The organism is Arthrobacter horti, from assembly GCF_030731045.1.
In the GTDB taxonomy this organism is placed as follows: Bacteria; Actinomycetota; Actinomycetes; order Actinomycetales; family Micrococcaceae; genus Arthrobacter_E; species Arthrobacter_E nanjingensis.
The window spans coordinates 25,443-43,324 of record NZ_JAVALS010000001.1; the positions used below are offsets into that span (position 1 = coordinate 25,443).

A 17,882-nucleotide genomic window follows, 5' to 3' on the forward strand; every position below is an offset into this window, starting at 1 on the left:
TGGGGGTCTTCGTCGTTCCGGGGCCGGATCGGCCTTTCGCGGACGGCTCAGCGGCGGAACGTCAGAACCGTCGCAGTGCCCGCGGTGAGCGGCAGTGTCACGGTGTCGCCGCCGCGGTACCCGGGGATTCCCGGACGCTCCGGCTCGGGCACGGCCACGGCTTTCCGGCCGTCGATCACCGTGGCGTCCGTCCCCTCATAGGAGGGTCCCTGCAGCTGGGCCATGGTGCCTCGGGCTGCGGAGAACGGCAGCTTCAGCGTCACCGGGGTCTGCGCCGCGGTACGGGGGTCGTTGGTGTTGATGACCACCACGCTGAGCTCATCCGCTGAGCTGCGGATCGCGTAGGCGTAGCTGAGCCGGTCGCCAGACGCATCCAGCTTGAGGTAGTCGCCGGCGGGGAGCTGGGCCGTGAAGGCTTCGCCCCAGAAATTGGCGCGCGTCTGGAACTCGCCGGACGGCGCCGCCATGGTGCCCGTGTTGCAGACGGAGGACATGGACGGGCCGCCGGTGCACGCGGCGAGGGAGGAATGGAAGCCGATACGCTCGACGCCGAGCTGCGCGGAGCTGAGTGCGTAATCGACACTCCACAAGGCGGAGGCATGGGACTTGTTCGTCTCGTTCTGGTAGCCGGGGCACGCGGACGTCCCGGCCTCCGGAATCCACACGGGGAGTCCGTTCTTCACGGCGGCGTCCATCATCCGCTGCCGGAAGCCGATGCCTCCGTCCCGGGCCTCGCGGTTCATCAGATTGGCGAACGTCGGCTTGCCGCCGGGATCCGATCCGTTGCAGCTGGAGAACGGGTAGTGGTGGAAGGCGTAGACCCTCGGCTCAGGGAAGTCCGCCGCGGCAAAGGTCTTGCCCCAGGCCATCGAATAGGTCCCGGGGCCGATCACGGGGACGCCGGGGGCTGCCTTCGCGACGGCCGCAGCGTAGGCCTGGGCGTCCTTGACGTAGCCCGCCTCGCCCCAGCCCGCCGGCCGCATCCCGTTGCTCTCATAGCCGTTCGGTTCATTGCCGGGGGTGTACCCCAGGAAACGGTCGCCGAGAATGTCCCGGGCGTGCTTCACGAAGTCCGCGGCACGCTCCGGCTCCAGATGCGCCAGGTCCACCACGATCGCGGCCGTTGATCCGGTCGCGTCCAGCAGCGTCTTGAGCCGCCGCAGATCATCCGGGACGATGCGCGCCACCGGGTGCGTGGCGTCGCCATGGACCCGGGACGGGAGGCTCTCATCGGATGAGGTCCAGAACGCCCGCCGTTCCACGGAGTTGCCGCCGAAGCGGAGCATGGGGCCGTTCAGGGACTTCAGGACACCCACCAGGCTCGTGTTGCCTGCCGAGAGTGACGGCAGTGCCAGGTCGGTCAGCTCCAGGGAGAGCCCCACCAGTCCCTTGTTCAGCCGGGTCCCGGCCGGATCCGCCGAGACCGTGACGGCCAGTGGTTCCACCGGGCGCAGCGGTGAACCGGCCGGCGGTCCGGGCTGCCGGTACTCAGCTGCCGGCAGGGCGATGGACGGGCCGGAGGCGGTGGGCGCCGGCCAGCTGCCGGGCGAAGCCGGTGCCACGGACGGGCTTCCCGAAGGGTTGAGCAGCACGGCCCCCGCGGCCCCGCCCACGGCGAGGGCGGCCACGACGGCGGCGCTCACCCACGCGGTCCTCTTCCGGGACCGGGCGGTCCCACCGGCTCTGCGGCGGCCGCCGGGGGCGCCGGGCCGGCGGCCCAACGGCGTGGGTGATGACGGAGGGGTCTCGCTCATGGTGCTCCCAGGGAATGGTTGCGCCTGCGGCGGCGCGTGCGGTGATGAGCCACCAGTCTATGAGCGCACGCGGAGCGGGCCGTGAAACCTTCCGGAAACATGAGCGACACCCGTCCTTCACACCCGGGCCGGAAGCGTAACAGGAGCGAAATCCGGCGTCGTGCCAGGCGAAACATCCGGGGCCGACAGTTGATACCAGGACGCAGCAGCGTCGAGGACTCAACCGGCCCGAAGGAATGACGGCCTGCAGCAAGAGAGGACGGAAGCCATGGAACTCACGGCGACCAATGTCTGGCTCATGGTGGCGGCGGCCCTGGTGCTGTTCATGACCCCTGGCCTGGCCTTCTTCTACGGAGGCATGACCCGGGCCAAGGCGGCCCTGAACATGATGATGATGAGCTTCATCTCCCTCGGGATCGTCGGGGTGGTGTGGGTGCTCTGGGGGAACTCGATGGCCACGGGTGACAGCATCCTGGGGCTGTTCGGCAACCCGGCCACCACCTTCGGCTTGCACAACCTGAGCACCCCGGACGGCATGATCAAGGCCGGCTACGCCGCCACCTTCGCCATCATCACGGTGGCTCTGATCTCCGGCGCCATCGCGGACCGGGCCAAGTTCGGCGCCTGGGCCGCCTTCGTCCCGGTCTGGGTGACGCTGGTGTACTGCCCCATCGCGTTCATGGTCTGGGGCGGCGGCCTCTTCAGCGCGGACGGCGCCATCGGCAAGGCCCTCGGGCCGGCCATCGACTTCGCGGGTGGCACTGTGGTTCACATCAACGCCGGTGTGGCCGGGCTCATCCTGGTCCTGATCATCGGCAACCGCCGCGGCTTCGGCAAGGACCCCAACCACCGCCCGCACAACATCCCGTTCGTCATGCTCGGTGCGGCGATCCTCTGGTTCGGCTGGTTCGGCTTCAACGCCGGTGCCGCCACCACGGCCCAGCAGGGTGGCCTGATCTGGATCAACACCATGGCGGCCCCCGCCGCGGCGATGCTCGGCTGGCTCGTCACGGAAAGGATCCGCGACGGTCACCCGACCTCCCTCGGAGCGGCCTCCGGCGTGGTGGCCGGTCTGGTGGCGATCACCCCGGCCTGTGCCAACGTCAGCCCGATCGGCGCCATCGGCCTGGGCGTGGTGGCCGGTGTGGCCTCGGCGCTCGCGGTCGGCCTGAAGTTCCGCTTCGGTTACGACGACTCCCTGGACGTGGTGGGCGTCCACCTGGTCTCCGGCCTCATCGGCACCCTCGCCATCGGCCTCATCGCGATCCCGGTGGACGGTTCCCGCGCCGGCCTCTTCTACGGCGGCGGCTGGGACCAGATGATCTCCCAGCTGGCGGCGGCGGGCTTCTCGGTCGGGTACACGGCCATCCTGACCGCGGTCATCGGCTTCGCGATCCACAAGACCATGGGCTTCCGGGTCTCCGAGGAGCAGGAGGAGATCGGGGTGGACCTCACCCTCCACGCCGAGTCCGCCTACGAGTTCGGCCTGGCCGGGCACGGCGGTACCTTCCAGCCCCAGCAGTCGCTGGAGGCCCTGGCCCAGACGCTGGACCGGAAGGCAGCGGAGTTCCAGCAGGATGCGGCCGGTGTGCCGTCCGGCAGCGGGGAACGGAAGGAGAGTGTGGACGCATGAAACTCATCACGGCGATCGTCCGGCCGGAGAAGCTGGAGAGCATCCGGGAAGGCCTGGAGGCGTACGGGGTCCAGGGGCTCACGGTCAGTGCGGCCAACGGCTATGGCCGGCAGCGCGGCTACACGGAGGTGTACCGGGGCGCGGAGTACAACGTGAACATGCTCCCCAAGCTCCGGGTGGAGGTCCTGGCCACCGACGACACGGCGGACGACATCCTGGACGTCATCATCGCCAGCTCCAACACCGGCCGCGCCGGGGACGGGAAGGTCTGGACGGTGGACGTGCACGAAGCGATCCGGGTCAGAACCGGAGAGCGGGGAGCCGCGGCCATTTGAGCACGACGACGTCGGCGCACCTTTCACGCGGAGGGTGCGCCGACGTCGTGCAGTCTGAGTGTGCGGGGCCGCCGTCAGGCGTCGGCCGCCGGGCCGCCAGAGCCGGCCGGGTAGTCCTCCAGCGGCACCCGGCCGTGGGACCAGGCGGACAGCACGGGGTCCACGATCCGCCAGCAGTCCTCCGCCACGTCGTCACGGACGGACAGGAGCGGGTCCCCGTGCAGCACGCCGTCCAGGACCTCGCCATAGGGCAGGAGCGCGGAGGAGTGGAGTTCGGTGGTCAGTTCCGCGCGGGAGAGTTCGAAGGCGTTGCCGGCGCTCGTGACGTCCAGCGTCATGCTCAGAGTGTCCGGGCCGAATCCGATACGGAGCTCGTCCGGCTCATCGGTCCCGGTGAAGCCGGCCGGCAGGTGGGCCAGGGGCCGGAAACGGACCACGGCCTCCTTCCGCGCGGTGCCCATGGCCTTGCCGCTGCGCAGGATGAACGGCACGCCGGACCAGCGGGAATTGTTGATCTCCAGGCGCACCTCGGCGAAGGTCTCGGTCAGGCGGTCCGGGTCCACGCCCTCTTCGGCCACGTAGTCGGGGACCTTCCGGCCGCTGATCCTCCCGGCCGTGTACCGGGCGCGGCGGGTGTTCTTCCGGAACGGCGTGGCCACCCTGGATGCCCGCAGGACCGTGGCGATCCCGTCCCGCAGATCGCGCTCGTGAAGGGTGGCGGGGGGTTCCATGGCCATGAGCGCCATGATCTGGAGGAGGTGGCTCTGGATCATGTCCCGCAGGGCGCCGGCCCTGTCGTAATAACCGGCCCGGCCCTCCAAGGCCAGGTCCTCATCGAAGATGATCTCCACCTCGGCCACGTGGTCGCGGTTCAGCAGCGGTTCCAGGAAGCGGTTGGCGAAGCGCATGCCCAGGATGTTCAGCACCATGCCTTTACCCAGGAAGTGGTCCACGCGGTGGATGTGGTCCTCCGGGACCAGCCGGCGGAGGGTCTCGTTGAGCTCCCGGGCAGAGGCGGCGTCGGACCCGAACGGCTTTTCCAGCACCAGGCGCGTGCCGAACGGCACGTCCTCGGGGGAGAGGCTCTCACACGCGGCCTGGCTGATGCGCGGTGGCAGCGCGAAGAAGACGGCCACAGGGCCGTCCAGCGTCTTCAGGAATGCGGCGAGTTCACCCTTCGCGGTGACGTCCAGGCTGTGGTAGACCGATGTCGCGGCCAATTCCTTCCAGCGTGCGGTGGCATCGGCGTCGGCGTCGAGGGGCAGCGACTTGGCCAGGCGGCGCTGCCACTTGCTGGGCGTCCAGGACTCGGCACCCGCGCCGACCAGGCGCAGGCCCGGTGCGCGGTCCGCCGTCACCAGGGAAGCGAGCCCGGGCAGCAGGAGCCGTCCCGTGAGGTCGCCGGAAGCCCCCAGGATGAGGAGTGTCTGGATGTCCTTGGCCCGGGACCGCCGGGCGCGTCGAGCGCTTGTCACCATGAAAGCATGCCACCACCGGGGCGAGACTTGGTACCCTGGATAGCTGAAAGACCGTGCCGCCCTGGCGCGGGGTCCGTGGTGCCGTCTTACCGGCGCGGGGCCATCACACCTGGAACCTCTTTGCGAAAGAAGTGCGCGGCGCGTGTTCAATTCACTCTCTGACCGGCTGACAGCGACGTTCAAGAACCTCCGCGGCAAGGGCCGCCTGAGCGAGGCCGACGTCGATGCAACCGTACGCGAGATCCGTCGCGCCCTCCTGGACGCCGACGTCGCGGTCCCGGTGGTGCGTGAATTCGCCTCCCGCATCAAGGAACGCGCCCTCGGCTCCGAGGTGTCCGGTGCTCTGAACCCGGGCCAGCAGGTCGTCAAGATCGTCAATGAGGAGCTCGTCACGATCCTGGGCGGCGAGACCCGCCGTCTGCGCCTGGCGAAGAACCCGCCCACCGTCATCATGCTCGCCGGCCTCCAGGGTGCCGGTAAGACCACCTTGGCCGGCAAGCTCTCCAAGTGGCTCAAGGGCCAGGGTCACAGCCCCCTGCTGGTGGCCTGTGACCTCCAGCGTCCCAACGCCGTGACTCAGCTCCAGGTGGTCGGCAAGCGTGCCGGCGTCCCCGTCTTCGCCCCGCACCCGGGCACCACGAGCGAGTTCGACGCCCCCACCGGCGATCCGGTCGCCGTCGCCGAGGCCGGTGTGGCCGAGGCCCGCCAGAAGTTGCACGACGTGGTCATCGTGGACACCGCCGGCCGCCTCGGCGTCGACGCCGAGATGATGGATCAGGCGCGCCGTATCCGCGACGCCATCACCCCGGACGAGGTCCTCTTCGTCATCGACGCCATGATCGGCCAGGACGCCGTCAACACGGCGAAGGCCTTCGAAGACGGCGTCGACTTCACCGGCGTGGTGCTCTCCAAGCTCGACGGCGACGCCCGCGGCGGTGCCGCGCTGTCCGTGGCATCCGTCACCGGCAAGCCCGTCATGTTCGCCTCCACGGGCGAAGGCGTGGACGACTTCGAGCTCTTCCACCCGGACCGCATGGCCTCCCGCATCCTGGACATGGGCGACATCCTGTCCCTCATCGAGCAGGCCGAGGCCAACTGGGACAAGGATGAAGCCGCCCGGATGGCGAAGAAGTTCGCCGACCAGGAGGACTTCACGTTCGAGGACTTCCTCGCCCAGATGCAGCAGATCCGCAAGATGGGCTCCATGAAGAAGATGCTCATGATGATGCCGGGCGCGCAGAACATGCGTCAGCAGCTGGAGCAGTTCGACGAGCGGGAGATCGATCGCGTGGAGGCCATGGTCCGTTCCATGACCCCGCACGAGCGCCTGGCCCCGAAGATCATCAACGGCTCACGCCGCGCCCGCATCGCCCGCGGTTCCGGCGTGCACGTCTCCGAGGTCAACGGCCTGCTGGAGCGTTTCGGCCAGGCCCAGAAGATGATGAAGAAGATGGCGCAGGGCGGGATGCCGGGCATGCCCGGCATGTCCATGGGCGCCGGCGGCGGGACGGCCCGCAAGGCCGCGAAGAACGCCAACAAGAAGAAGCCCCGCTCCGGGAACCCGGCCAAGGCCGCCCAGGAGTTGCGTGAAGCCCAGGAGCGCCGGGCGAGCAAGCCCAGCGGTGCGTCCTTCGGCCAGCAGGCCCAGGACTTCGACCCCTCCACCATGGAGCTCCCCAAGGGCTTCGAGAAGTTCCTGGGCAAATAAGGCGCCTTGAGCCTGAGCAGCCTCGCCGCCCGGCCCCGGGTGGTCCTGGTCCCCGGACGTGACGCGTCTGGGGCCGCGGCGTGGCCGCGCCAGCACGGCCTGGCCCTGGAGTTCGACGCCCTGTTCCTGCGGCAGGACGCCGGATCGTCCCTGGACTCGGAGGAGATCCTGACCACACTGGACGGCAAGCCGTCCGTGCTGATCGCCCACGGTGAGGGCTCGACGGCGGCCCTCACGTCCGCCGTCGAGCATCCGGACCTGGTGCGCGCGCTGGTGCTCTGCGAGCCGTGGCTGCCGTCGCTCACCTCGCCGGACCCGGGCGATGCACGAGCCGGGATCATCCCCGGGGTTCCCACGCTGGTCCTCTCCGGAGGCTGGGAGCCGGCCTATGAGCGCACGGCCCGGCTGCTGGCCGACTCCGGTGCCGAACATCATGTGGCGCCCGGCGGTCACCGCCCCCAGGACTCCCCGCAGGGCGCCACCGTGATCAAGGACTTTCTGCGCCGCAACGCCTGAGGCCCCAGTTCCAACCCCTCCGCTGAAACAGTGGGTTTCCGCTGAAACAGTGGTCTAAACCAACTGTTTCAGCGGAAACCCACTGTTTCAGCAAGATGGGATGATGGCGATCATGACTGTCAGAGCCGCACGTACCGGTGACGCCGACGTGCTCGTGGCCCTCCGGGCGGAGATGTTCGCCGCCATGAGCCACATCCCCGGTGGTGACGCTTGGAAGAAGCCGGCCCGGGAGTGGTTCCGGGACCGGATCGCCCACCCGGAGCACGGGATCTTCGTGGTGGAGGTGTCCGGCCTCGTGGTCGCCTGCGCCGTCGCGTCCATCCGGGACTCCGCCCCGTCACCCGCCGTACCGCAGGGCCGGGACGTGCTGATCACCAACGTCTGCACCCTGCCTGAGCACCGCGGCCGCGGACATGCCCGTGCCGCCTTCGAGGCGGCCATGGCCTGGGCCCGGGCCGCGGGCATCGCCCGCGCCGAACTCATGGCCACCCCGGCCGGCACGGGCATGTATGAGAAGGCCGGTTTCCGCCCCACGGCCTATCCCGCCATGCGGGCCATGCTGTCCCGTTGACGGAAATCCCCGCCCTTGCGGACATTCCCCTGCGCTGCAGCGGCAGGGAAAGACCACAAGGGCGGGGATTTCCGGATCCGGCTAGGCCCCGGGCGCCCCGACGGGGATGGACTCGATGTAGACCTTGGCACCCTGCTCCAGGAACTCCTGGCTCTTGGCGGCCATCCCGGCCAGCGCCTCTTGAGCCTCCCGGGAGCCGTAAGCGTCCCGGATGTCCTGGGAGATGCGCATGGAGCAGAACTTCGGCCCGCACATGGAGCAGAAGTGCGCCGTCTTGGCCGGCTCGGCCGGGAGCGTCTCATCATGGAACGCCTCCGCCGTCTCCGGGTCCAGCGACAGGGAGAACTGGTCCCGCCAACGGAACTCGAAGCGCGCCTTGGACAGGGCGTCGTCCCGTTCGTGAGCACCGGGGTGACCCTTCGCCAGATCAGCGGCGTGTGCGGCGATCTTGTAGGTGATCACGCCGGTCTTCACGTCGTCCCGGTTCGGCAGGCCGAGATGTTCCTTGGGTGTGACGTAGCAGAGCATGGCCGTGCCGTAGCGGGCGATCTCCGTGGCGCCGATCGCGGACGTGATGTGGTCGTACGCCGGGGCCACGTCCGTGACGAGCGGGCCCAGCGTGTAGAAGGGAGCGCCGTCGCACAGTTCCTGCTGGCGTTCCACGTTCTCCCGCACCAGGTGGAACGGGATGTGGCCGGGGCCCTCCACCATCACCTGGACGTCGTACGTCCAGGCCCGCTTGGTCAGTTCGGCCAGGGTGTCCAGCTCGGCGAACTGCGCGGCGTCGTTGGCGTCCGCCGTGGAGCCCGGGCGCAGACCGTCACCCAGGGAGAACGCGACGTCGTACTTCGCGAAGATCTCGCAGAGCTCGTCGAAGTGCGTGTACAGGAAGTTCTCCTGGTGGTGTGCCAGGCACCAGCCGGCCATGATGGAGCCGCCGCGGGAGACGATGCCGGTCACGCGGTCCGCGGTCAGAGGCACGTAGCGCAGCAGCACGCCGGCGTGGATGGTCATGTAGTCCACACCCTGCTCGCACTGCTCGATCACGGTGTCGCGGAAGATCTCCCAGGTCAGGGCCGAGGCCTCGCCATTGACCTTCTCCAGCGCCTGGTAGATCGGCACGGTGCCGATGGGCACGGGGGAGTTGCGCAGGATCCACTCGCGGGTGGTGTGGATGTCGTCTCCCGTGGAGAGGTCCATGACGGTGTCCGCGCCCCAGAGGGTGGCCCAGTGGAGTTTGTCCACCTCCTCCGCGATGGAACTGGTCACGGCAGAGTTGCCGATGTTGGCGTTGATCTTCACCAGGAACGCCTTGCCGATGATCATCGGCTCGGACTCAGGGTGGTTGATGTTGGCCGGGATGATCGCCCGGCCGGCGGCCACCTCGGACACCACGAGGTCCACGGGGCAGTTCTCACGGAGCGCCACATACCGCATCTCCGGGGTCACTGTCCCGGCGCGGGCGTAGTGCATCTGGGTCACCCGCCGTCCGTCGAGGGCCACGAGAGGCGCCCGGCGCTCGCCCAGCCACTCATCGGACGCGGCGCCGCGGCGCACGGCCGAGCGGCCGTCGTCGAGCAGATCACGCTCGCGGCCCTCATAGGCCGACACGTCCTCGCGGGCCTGGATCCACTCGGCGCGCAGCGGCGGGAGACCGCGCTCCGGCTCGCTTCCGGGACCCACCGTGCGGTACGCCTGGAAGGGCGGGTTGGGGGTCCCGTCCGGTGAGGCGTCCAGCTTGATGCTGGTGACGGGGACACGGATGCCGTCCTCGCCCTCGAGGTAGTCGAGGCTGTGGGCAGGGGATTGCTGTAAGGATTTCATCATTGCTCACTTCCTTCGCCGGCATTACCCGGTCAGGTTCTACGGTCCGGACGGCGTCAGTCCGATCTCAGCCCCTTGCCGGGACACCCGTGTGGTCGCGAACACAGTAGCACGCGGAGCTCTACCCTTGAGTCATGCCAGAAATGCGACACCGCCCCCTCATCGAGTTCACCGGACCCGTGCTCCTCGGCCCGGACGATGAGGCCCTGGGCCTGTGGTCCGTGGACGGGCGGCTCACTTTCCGGATGCCGCCCAGGGAACCGGACATCCGGCTGGACGGCTGGGTGCTGCCGGGTCTGGTGGACGCCCATTGCCACATCGGCCTGACATCCGGAGGGGCCGCGGATGAGGACCTGACCCTCCGGCAGGCGCGCACCGACCTGCGTGCGGGCACGCTGCTGGTGCGCGACGCCGGGTCCCCGGCCGACACGCGATGGCTCGCCGGACACGCGGAGTCGCCGAAGATCCTCCGCTCCGCGCGCCACGTGGCGGCCTCGCGGAGGTACCTGAGGGGCCTGGCCATCGAGGTCGAGGCCAGGGACCTCGTGGACACGGTCCGGCAGCAGGCCAAGTTGTCCATGGAGGCCGATACGCGGGGCTGGGTCAAGCTCGTGGGGGACTGGATCGACCGGTCCGAGGGGGACCTGAAGCCGTCCTTCCCGGCGGATGTGCTGGCCGAGGCGGTGGCCGCGGCGCATGAGGAGGGTGCCCGGGTCACGGCGCATTGCTTCGGTGAGGAAGTACTGGACGACGTGATCGCGGCCGGCATCGACTGCATCGAACACGCCACGGGCCTTCAGGAGGAGCACCTGCCGAAGCTTGTGGAGCGGGGGATCCCGATCGTCCCCACGCTGGTCAACATCGCCACCTTCCCGGACATCGCGGCGCAGGCGGAGCCGAAGTTCCCCGTCTACGCGGCCCACATGCAAGCGCTCTGGGAGCGGCGTTACGAGAACGTCGCCCGGGCGCACGCAGCCGGGGTGCGTATCTACGCGGGGACCGATGCGGGGACGGTGATCGCGCACGGGCGGCTGGCGGAGGAGATCCATGAACTCCACCGGGCGGGCTTGACCACCACCCAGTCGCTCGACGCCGCCTGCTGGGGTTCGCGGTCCTGGCTCGGGGCGGAAGGGCTGGAGGAGGGTGCCCCCGCGGACGCCGTCATCTACACTCAGGACCCGCGGAAGAACCTCGCCGTGCTCGCCACGCCACGCCACGTGATCCTGGACGGATCACCCGTGGGTGGTTGAGTGCTCACTTGTGGCGGGATGAATCGCGAATATCCCGCCACAAGTGAGCACTCAACGGCCGTTCCGGAATAAATTGAAGCTTCAAGTAATTGACGAGGACATGAACGCATCAGCTGCCCACTCCCAGGACCTCCTGCCCGCGGACCTCGCCATGGGGACCGTCATGCTCAAGGTCTCCGACATGAATCTCATGAGCGACTACTACCAGCGCGCCCTCGGCCTGGAGGTGCTCGCCGAGCAGGATGGTGGCCTGGCCCTCGGCCGCGGCGCGAACACGCTGGTCCACCTGGCCCCCGCTCAGGGACTCCACCTTCCCGGGCGAGGTGAGGCGGGTCTGTTCCACACGGCACTTCTGTTCCCGGAGCGCTCGCAGCTCGCGGCCACCGTGGCCACGGCGGCCTCCTACGACGCCCGGCTGTACCAGGGCAGCGCGGACCACCTGGTCAGCGAGGCCTTCTACTTCGGTGACCCGGAGGGCAACGGCATCGAGCTCTACTACGACCGCCCGCGCAGCGAGTGGAACTGGAATGCCGGGGACGTGGTCATGGACTCCCTCCCGCTGGACCCCAACGGCTACCTCAACACCCACCTGGATGAGGCGGCGCTGCAGGGGCAGCGGCAGTCCCCGGCCGACGTCGGGCACGTCCACCTGCAGGTCGGCGACGTCCCCACCGCGCAGGCCTTCTATGTGGAGACGCTCGGTTTCGAGCGCACTGCGATCATGGGCGATTCCGCCCTGTTCGTCTCGGCCGGCGGCTACCACCACCACATGGCCATGAACGTCTGGAACAGCCGCGGCGCCGGGCCGCGCAAGGACACGCTGGGCCTGGGTGAGGTGCTCATCCGGGTTCCTTCCGCGGACGACGTCGCGGCGCTGGCCGACCGCCTGCGGGTCGCCGGGATCGCGCATCACCACACGGGCGCGGAGCTGCGCTTCGAGGATCCGTGGCGCAACCGCCTGCGCGTGGCGGTGGGATAGCGTTAAGCCATGCGGCTCCCGCCGTCCTGGAGAACTGAATACCCTGCGAGTGCCAACGCCCCGTTTCCACGGCCCGTCACGGGACCGTGATCCGAACTTTCGAGGATGACATGAGTCAGTCGGACGCTTTCGTCGAAGTATTCGTCGCCACCCACCCGCAGGCGATCCAGAGGGCCGGGGAGCTCTCCGCCGGAGGCGCCCCCGGCGCCAAGGCCCTGCGCATCCCGGGCATCAGCGACTTCGAGGTGGAGCAGCTCTGCTCCCTGGCCGCCGTCGCCGTACACAGCGCCGGCGAGCAGGAGCTCGAGATGGCGGACATCGCCGTCGACGAGCTCTACACCTTCCCGGACTCCGCCGTCCGCGTGCTGGAAGAACTGCCCCGCTACCAGAGCGAGGGCGAGGACCCTGCGCTGGACGCCGTCGCCGGCCGCTGGGTGGAAGAGGAGGACGTCCCGTTCAGCCTCCAGGAGGCGCAGGGGCACCTGCTCGCGCTGGCCGCGCTGGCCGGCAGGCTCGATGCCGGTTCCAAGGAACGCCTGTACCTCTGGTCCGCCTGAGTCTCAGCCAAGGGCGCCTGCGCCGGATGCGCGTGTCCGGTATTAGGCGCCCTTGCGCGTCTCTGGCATAATGGACGGGTACCTGATCTGCGCAGCCCCTCTACCTGCGCAAGCATCAAGAACTCAGAACCCCCGAGTATGGCCCGCCCCACGGGAGCAGAAAGCCGGGTTCGACCCCGTTTCAGAAACAGGAGTGACCACAACCGTGGCCGTTAAGATTCGCCTCAAGCGCTTCGGCAAGATGCGCGCACCGTACTACCGTATTGTCGTTGCGGACTCCCGCACCCGCCGCGATGGTCGCGCCATCGAGGAGATCGGCAAGTACCACCCCACCGAGCAGCCCTCCTACATCGAGGTCGACTCGGAGCGTGCTCAGTACTGGCTGTCCGTCGGCGCCCAGCCGACCGAGCAGGTCCTGAACATCTTCAAGATCACCGGTGACTGGCAGAAGTTCAAGGGTCTCCCGGGCGCCGAGGGCACCCTGAAGACCAAGGAAGCCAAGCCGGCGTTCGTGGCTCCGTCCACCGACTCCGTCGTGCTGCCGGAAGCCATCACCCCGAAGGCCAAGAAGGCCGAGGAGGCTTCCGAGGAAGCCGCCGAGACCACCGAGGCCGAGTAATTGCTCCCCGAGGTTCTTGAGCACCTGGTCCGCGGCATCGTGGACAGCCCCGAGGACGTCACCGTCGCGGCCCGTCATGGCCGCCGCGGTGAAAGCCTCGAGGTTCGTGTGAACGACGACGACCTGGGCCGAGTGATCGGCCGTCAGGGACGCACCGCTCGCGCACTCCGCACGGTGGTGGGCGCCCTCTCCGAGGGTGGCCCGGTCCGCGTGGACGTGGTCGACGGCGACCGTCGCCGCTAGAACCGGCCTGGGACATTCAGGCTCAGCCTTGAACGGCCCCTCCACCCCGCGGGGTGGAGGGGCCGTTTCCTTTCCAGACACTTTTTCACTGCTGCATCACTGACAGGAGGACCATGGAGCTCCAGGTCGCACGCTTGGGTAAACCGCACGGCATCCGTGGCGAGTTCACGGTGGAGGTCTTCACCGATCACCCCGAGGGCCGTTTCATCCCGGGCGCCGAGTTCGCCACCAAGCCCGCCGCGAACGGCCCGCTGACCGTCACCAGCGCGCGCTGGAACAAGGGCATCCTCCTGCTCGGCTTCGCCTCCGTGGCGGACCGTAACCGGGCCGAGGAACTCCGCGGCACCTACCTCTTCGTCGACACCGACGAGCTGGAGGAAGCCGACGACGACGGCTGGTACGAGCACGAGCTGCTCGGCCTCGACGTCCGGGTGGGGGAGGAGACGGTCGGAACCGTCGCAGGCCTGACCACCATGCCCGTGCAGGACCTGCTGGTGGTCAAGACCACCGACGGCCGCGAGGTCCTGGTCCCGTTCGTGGAGGAGATCGTCCCGGAGATCGACCTGGAGGACGGGTACGTGCTGCTCACGCCGCCGCCCGGCCTCCTGGAGCTCAACCTGGACGAGAAGAACGACGGCGAGGCGCCGCGAGGCGAGGGCGAGGACTGAGCCCGTGCGCATCGACGTCGTCAGCATCTTCCCTGAGTACCTGCAGCCGCTCACCCTGTCCCTGATCGGGAAAGCCCGCCAGGACGGCCTGCTGTCCCTGGACGTCCACGATCTGCGGGACTTCACCACGGACCGTCACCGGACCGTGGACGACACCCCGTACGGCGGCGGTGCCGGCATGGTCATGAAGCCGGAGCCGTGGGCGCAGGCGCTCGAGTCCGTCCTGGACGCCGCTGAGCCCGCGGAGGGTGCACGGCGTCCCCTCCTGATCGTCCCCTCGCCAGCCGGCGCCCGCTTCACGCAGGCCATGGCGTACGAGCTGGCCGAGGAGGATCACCTGGTCTTCGCCTGCGGCCGCTACGAGGGCATCGATGAGCGTGTCCTGGACTGGTCCCGTGAGCACTTCGACGTCCGCCCCGTCAGCCTGGGCGACTACGTCCTGAACGGCGGCGAGGTGGCCGTCATGGCCATGGTGGAGGCCATCGGGCGTCTGGTGCCGGGCGTGGTGGGCAACGCGGAGTCCCTGGTGGAGGAGTCCCACTCGGACGGCCTCCTGGAGTACCCCGTGTACACCAAGCCGTCCGCCTGGCGCGGTCACGAGGTGCCGGAGGTGCTGCTCTCCGGCAACCACGGCAAGATCGCCCGCTGGCGCCGCCACCAGCAGTTCGAACGCACGGCCGCGCGCCGGCCAGACCTGCTGGAGGACTTCGACGCTGGCTCACTGCCCGGCGCGGACCGTGAGGCGTTCGCGCTGCTGGGGTACGACGTCGTCGGCGGCCGCCTGGTGCGCCGTGTGGACGGCGGCTCAGCCTCCTGAGCCGTCCGCCGGCCGATTGGCCGGTGCGCCACCGCTGTGGCAGAATTGATTCTTGGTGTCCCCTGGACCGCCACCTGCCACAGGGGGCGCGCAGTCGACAGGAGGACCACCGTGGGACCCATCCCGGGGACCGCGGCGAGCACACTTCGGTATCCCGCCCGGCTTGGCCGTCAGGATACCGGCTACCAAAGCGGATGACCTGTGGCGTCCGCCAGGAGTGGATTCATGAACATCCTCGATTCCATCGACGCAGCGTCCCTGCGCAACGACGTCCCCGACTTCCGCCCCGGCGACACCCTCAAGGTGCACGTCAACATCATCGAAGGCAAGAACTCCCGTGTTCAGGTCTTCCAGGGCTTCGTCGTCGGCCGTCAGGGCGCCGGTGTGCGCGAGACCTTCACGGTCCGCAAGGTCTCCTTCGGTGTCGGCGTGGAGCGTACCTTCCCGGTGCACTCCCCGATCATCGAGAAGATCGAGGTCGTCACCCGCGGTGACGTCCGTCGCGCCAAGCTGTACTACATGCGTGCTCTGCGCGGCAAGGCCGCGAAGATCAAGGAGAAGCGCGACTTCGGCAACGCCAAGTAGTCCTTCACGAGTCCGGCCGCGTCATCTGCGGCCGTCCTTGCGGAAGATCTCCTTCGCATGAAGATCACGGAACGCCAGTCCCCGGCCGGGGGCTGGCGTTTCGCTGCTCCCTGGCGTTTTCTGGGAATTGGGCGCTTCCTGGTGTTCGGGATGGTCCTGGCCGTGGTCCTCATCTCCTGCGTCCGGGCCTTCTGGGTTGACGTCTTCTACATCCCCTCCGCCTCCATGGAGCCGCTGCTTCAGGAGGGTGACCGCATCCTGGTCTCCCGGACCGCCTACCAGGGTCATCTTCCGGCCAGGGGAGACCTGGTGGTCTTCGACGGGCGGGGTTCCCTGTCCCCGGCGGACAGCGGCAAGGGGCCGGTGCTGGATTTCTTCACGTCCGTGGGCCAGTGGCTGGGCGTCATCGGCCAGGACACGGTGTACGTCAAGCGCGTGATCGGCGTGCCGGGCGACCGGGTGCACTGCTGCACGGCGTCGGGACGGCTTGAGGTCAACGGCGCCGCGGTCCACGAGCCGTATCTGTATCCGGGTGACGTGGCCGGGGACTTCGCCTTCACGGTTCAGGTGCCGCCCGGCACACTGTGGCTCATGGGCGACCACCGATCGGTGTCCCGGGACTCCCGCTCGCTCCTGGGGGCTCCAGGCGGAGGGATGATCCCGGTGGGCGAGGTGCTGGGACGGCCGGAGGAGATCGTCTGGCCACTTGATAGATTGAGACAGATCCCGTCACCGGCAGCTGGCCGTTGACCTGAGCGTGAGGACAGCATTGGGCGCAAACCATCCCGAACCGGAGCACGAGGCCGGGCAAGCGCCGGAACAGAGCCGCAGGGACCGGGGCAAGCGGCGGAAGAAGGAACACCCCCTGCTGTCGCTCCTGAAGGAGATCGGCGTCATCGTCGGAGTGGCGGTGCTGCTGTCCTTCCTGATCAAGACCTTCCTCTTCCGGGCGTTCTACGTGCCCAGCGCCTCCATGGAGAAGACGCTCGAGATCAACGACCGGATCTTCGTCAACCGTCTGGTGCCCAATCCCATCGGGCTGGAGCGTGGCGATGTGGTGGTGTTCCGGGATTCCAAGGAGTGGCTGCCCTCGGTGGAGCAGACGGACCGGGGGCCGTTCGGCTGGGTGACGGACACGCTGGCATTCCTGGGACTGGTGCCGGATGAGTCCAAGCAGTACCTTGTCAAGCGCGTCATCGGGCTGCCCGGTGATCATGTGGTCTGCTGCGACGCCCAGGACCGGATCCAGGTCAACGGCATCGGCCTGGACGAGCCGTACATCAACCCGGACAGCAAGCCGATCCCGCAGAAGTTCGATGTGACCGTCCCCGCGGGCAAGATCTGGGTGATGGGTGACAACCGCAACAACTCGGCGGACTCCCGGGCCCACATCGGCGGCCCCGGCAACGGATTCGTCGATATCAGCGACGTGGAGGGCCGCGCCGCAGTCATCGTGCTCCCGATCAACCGCATGGGCGTGCTGGGCAACTACCCGGACGTCTTCAAGAACGTCCCCGTGCCGTCCAAGGCCCTGGAACCGGACTCTGCGCAGCGCCCTGAACAGCTTCCGGCCGTCCTGACAGGCCACTCGGGGGAATAGCGGTGGCCGCCCCCACTCTGGAGTTCGAACGGTCTCTGGCCGGACCGGGCGTACGCTTCCTCGCCTGTCTGGACGAGGTCGGCCGGGGCGCTCTGGCCGGTCCGGTGAGCGTCGGACTGACCGTTCTGGACCTCGCCTCTTTGGAGGAACTGCCCCAGGTACGGGATTCCAAACTCCTCAGCCCGGCCCGGCGGGAGGCCCTCGCCCCTGTGGTGAAGGGCTGGGCGCCCTTCAGCGGGGTGGGGCACGCCTCAGCCGGCGAGATCGACTCGCTCGGGATCATCGAGGCGCTGGCTCTCGCGGCGCAGCGCGCGTGGGAGTCCGTGCTCGACGACGGCGGGACCGCCGACGCCGTTCTGCTGGACGGCAAGCACAACTGGCTCCGCCGTCCGGAGGCGTCGCTGTTCGACGCGCTGCGCGGCGGCGCGCTCACCGAGGCGCGTCCGGAGATCCGCGATCTGCCGGTCACCATGCGGATCAAGGCGGACATGGACTGCCAGGGGGTCGCTGCTGCCAGCATTCTGGCCAAGGTGGAACGGGACGCCATCATGGCGGAGCTCGCCACGGCCGAGCCGGTGTTCGGCTGGGATGTGAACAAGGGCTACGGCACGGCGGCCCACAAGGACGCCATCCGGCAGCTCGGACCGTCCGTACAGCACCGGAGGACCTGGAAGCTGCTCTGAGCCTTCTGCCGCCGCGCCGTGGCCGTCCGATATGCGTCCGTGGCGGGACTGGGGGAAGATGG

19 protein-coding genes and 1 riboswitch are annotated in these 17,882 nt (G+C 68.7%); of the genes, 16 read left to right on the plus strand and 3 right to left on the minus strand.

Going from position 1 to position 17,882, the window contains the following annotated elements:
* Positions 1-47: 47 nt before the first annotated feature.
* Positions 48-1,643 carry a hypothetical protein gene (locus Q9R02_RS00115; protein WP_305994617.1) on the minus strand — a complete coding sequence of 532 codons (1,596 nt, stop codon included), beginning with the start codon at positions 1,641-1,643 and terminating at the stop codon, positions 48-50.
* 379 nt (positions 1,644-2,022) lie between these two features.
* On the opposite strand from Q9R02_RS00115, the gene Q9R02_RS00120 reads away from it, so the two are divergent.
* Together Q9R02_RS00120 and Q9R02_RS00125 are read left to right on the plus strand one after the other, a co-directional pair.
* Entirely contained in the window at positions 2,023-3,387 is a 1,365-nt protein-coding gene (locus Q9R02_RS00120) for an ammonium transporter (protein ID WP_305994618.1), read from the plus strand.
* Positions 3,384-3,722 carry a P-II family nitrogen regulator gene (locus Q9R02_RS00125; RefSeq protein WP_305994619.1) on the plus strand — a complete coding sequence of 113 codons (339 nt, stop codon included), beginning with the start codon at positions 3,384-3,386 and terminating at the stop codon, positions 3,720-3,722. Before Q9R02_RS00120 ends, Q9R02_RS00125 begins: the two co-directional genes overlap by 4 nt.
* Before the next feature lie 74 nt (positions 3,723-3,796).
* On the opposite strand, the gene Q9R02_RS00130 is transcribed toward Q9R02_RS00125, so the two are convergent.
* On the minus strand, positions 3,797-5,200 hold the full coding sequence (locus tag Q9R02_RS00130) for a glucose-6-phosphate dehydrogenase (RefSeq protein WP_305994620.1): 1,404 nt from the start codon (positions 5,198-5,200) through the stop codon (positions 3,797-3,799).
* 142 nt (positions 5,201-5,342) lie between these two features.
* Between Q9R02_RS00130 and ffh the strand changes: the two genes are divergently transcribed.
* From ffh to Q9R02_RS00145, 3 genes are all read left to right on the plus strand, one after another.
* Positions 5,343-6,908, plus strand: a complete 1,566-nt coding sequence (ffh, locus tag Q9R02_RS00135; RefSeq protein ID WP_305994621.1) for a signal recognition particle protein — start codon at positions 5,343-5,345, stop codon at positions 6,906-6,908.
* Positions 6,909-6,914: 6 nt separating this feature from the next.
* Positions 6,915-7,424, plus strand: coding sequence for an alpha/beta fold hydrolase (locus Q9R02_RS00140; RefSeq protein WP_342006864.1), 510 nt, complete (start codon positions 6,915-6,917; stop codon positions 7,422-7,424).
* A gap of 112 nt (positions 7,425-7,536) precedes the next feature.
* Positions 7,537-7,995 (plus strand): GNAT family N-acetyltransferase, encoded by a 459-nt coding sequence (locus Q9R02_RS00145; protein WP_305994622.1) that lies wholly within the window; start codon positions 7,537-7,539, stop codon positions 7,993-7,995.
* Between the two features lie 81 nt (positions 7,996-8,076).
* Here Q9R02_RS00145 and thiC read toward each other — a convergent pair whose 3' ends face one another.
* Positions 8,077-9,822, minus strand: a complete 1,746-nt coding sequence (gene thiC, locus Q9R02_RS00150; protein WP_425279184.1) for a phosphomethylpyrimidine synthase ThiC — start codon at positions 9,820-9,822, stop codon at positions 8,077-8,079.
* Positions 9,813-9,920: riboswitch (TPP riboswitch) on the minus strand. (Overlaps the previous gene by 10 nt.)
* A 33-nt stretch (positions 9,921-9,953) precedes the next feature.
* Here thiC and Q9R02_RS00155 point away from each other — a divergent pair.
* The 11 genes from Q9R02_RS00155 (at position 9,954) to rnhB (ending at position 17,820) form a co-directional block, all read left to right on the plus strand.
* Positions 9,954-11,069: an amidohydrolase family protein gene (locus tag Q9R02_RS00155; RefSeq protein WP_305994623.1), complete on the plus strand. Its 1,116-nt coding sequence runs from the start codon at positions 9,954-9,956 to the stop codon at positions 11,067-11,069.
* A 100-nt stretch (positions 11,070-11,169) separates the two neighbouring features.
* Positions 11,170-12,048 carry a VOC family protein gene (locus Q9R02_RS00160; RefSeq protein ID WP_305994624.1) on the plus strand — a complete coding sequence of 293 codons (879 nt, stop codon included), beginning with the start codon at positions 11,170-11,172 and terminating at the stop codon, positions 12,046-12,048.
* A gap of 110 nt (positions 12,049-12,158) precedes the next feature.
* A complete protein-coding gene (locus tag Q9R02_RS00165; protein WP_305994625.1) occupies positions 12,159-12,605 on the plus strand; it encodes a hypothetical protein in 447 nt (148 codons plus the stop codon).
* A gap of 205 nt (positions 12,606-12,810) precedes the next feature.
* The gene (gene rpsP / locus Q9R02_RS00170) at positions 12,811-13,224 is read left to right on the plus strand and encodes a 30S ribosomal protein S16 (RefSeq protein ID WP_305994626.1); all 414 of its coding nucleotides are present in this window, start codon (positions 12,811-12,813) and stop codon (positions 13,222-13,224) included.
* Positions 13,225-13,467 (plus strand): RNA-binding protein, encoded by a 243-nt coding sequence (locus tag Q9R02_RS00175; protein ID WP_305994627.1) that lies wholly within the window; start codon positions 13,225-13,227, stop codon positions 13,465-13,467.
* Positions 13,468-13,580: 113 nt separating this feature from the next.
* Entirely contained in the window at positions 13,581-14,135 is a 555-nt protein-coding gene (gene rimM / locus Q9R02_RS00180) for a ribosome maturation factor RimM (RefSeq protein WP_305994628.1), read from the plus strand.
* A gap of 4 nt (positions 14,136-14,139) precedes the next feature.
* Positions 14,140-14,952 (plus strand): tRNA (guanosine(37)-N1)-methyltransferase TrmD, encoded by an 813-nt coding sequence (gene trmD, locus Q9R02_RS00185; protein WP_305994629.1) that lies wholly within the window; start codon positions 14,140-14,142, stop codon positions 14,950-14,952.
* A gap of 225 nt (positions 14,953-15,177) precedes the next feature.
* The gene (gene rplS, locus Q9R02_RS00190; protein WP_305994630.1) at positions 15,178-15,537 is read left to right on the plus strand and encodes a 50S ribosomal protein L19; all 360 of its coding nucleotides are present in this window, start codon (positions 15,178-15,180) and stop codon (positions 15,535-15,537) included.
* A gap of 57 nt (positions 15,538-15,594) precedes the next feature.
* Positions 15,595-16,287 (plus strand): signal peptidase I, encoded by a 693-nt coding sequence (lepB, locus tag Q9R02_RS00195; protein ID WP_305994631.1) that lies wholly within the window; start codon positions 15,595-15,597, stop codon positions 16,285-16,287.
* Positions 16,288-16,306: 19 nt separating this feature from the next.
* Positions 16,307-17,137 (plus strand): signal peptidase I, encoded by an 831-nt coding sequence (gene lepB / locus Q9R02_RS00200; protein ID WP_305994632.1) that lies wholly within the window; start codon positions 16,307-16,309, stop codon positions 17,135-17,137.
* A 2-nt stretch (positions 17,138-17,139) separates the two neighbouring features.
* Positions 17,140-17,820: a ribonuclease HII gene (gene rnhB, locus Q9R02_RS00205; protein WP_305994633.1), complete on the plus strand. Its 681-nt coding sequence runs from the start codon at positions 17,140-17,142 to the stop codon at positions 17,818-17,820.
* The last annotated feature ends 62 nt before the right edge of the window (positions 17,821-17,882 follow it).

What these genes read in the sequence shown, in the direction of transcription:
- Q9R02_RS00120 (WP_305994618.1), top strand. Translation starts at nt 2,023, where the DNA reads ATGGAACTCACGGCGACCAATGTCTGGCTCATGGTGGCGGCGGCCCTG.
- Q9R02_RS00125 (WP_305994619.1), top strand. Translation starts at nt 3,384, where the DNA reads ATGAAACTCATCACGGCGATCGTCCGGCCGGAGAAGCTGGAGAGCATC.
- Q9R02_RS00130 (WP_305994620.1), bottom strand. Translation starts at nt 5,200, where the DNA reads ATGGTGACAAGCGCTCGACGCGCCCGGCGGTCCCGGGCCAAGGACATC.
- Q9R02_RS00145 (WP_305994622.1), top strand. Translation starts at nt 7,537, where the DNA reads ATGACTGTCAGAGCCGCACGTACCGGTGACGCCGACGTGCTCGTGGCC.
- thiC (WP_425279184.1), bottom strand. Translation starts at nt 9,822, where the DNA reads ATGATGAAATCCTTACAGCAATCCCCTGCCCACAGCCTCGACTACCTC.
- Q9R02_RS00155 (WP_305994623.1), top strand. Translation starts at nt 9,954, where the DNA reads ATGCCAGAAATGCGACACCGCCCCCTCATCGAGTTCACCGGACCCGTG.
- Q9R02_RS00160 (WP_305994624.1), top strand. Translation starts at nt 11,170, where the DNA reads ATGAACGCATCAGCTGCCCACTCCCAGGACCTCCTGCCCGCGGACCTC.
- Q9R02_RS00165 (WP_305994625.1), top strand. Translation starts at nt 12,159, where the DNA reads ATGAGTCAGTCGGACGCTTTCGTCGAAGTATTCGTCGCCACCCACCCG.
- rimM (WP_305994628.1), top strand. Translation starts at nt 13,581, where the DNA reads ATGGAGCTCCAGGTCGCACGCTTGGGTAAACCGCACGGCATCCGTGGC.
- rplS (WP_305994630.1), top strand. Translation starts at nt 15,178, where the DNA reads ATGAACATCCTCGATTCCATCGACGCAGCGTCCCTGCGCAACGACGTC.
- lepB (WP_305994631.1), top strand. Translation starts at nt 15,595, where the DNA reads ATGAAGATCACGGAACGCCAGTCCCCGGCCGGGGGCTGGCGTTTCGCT.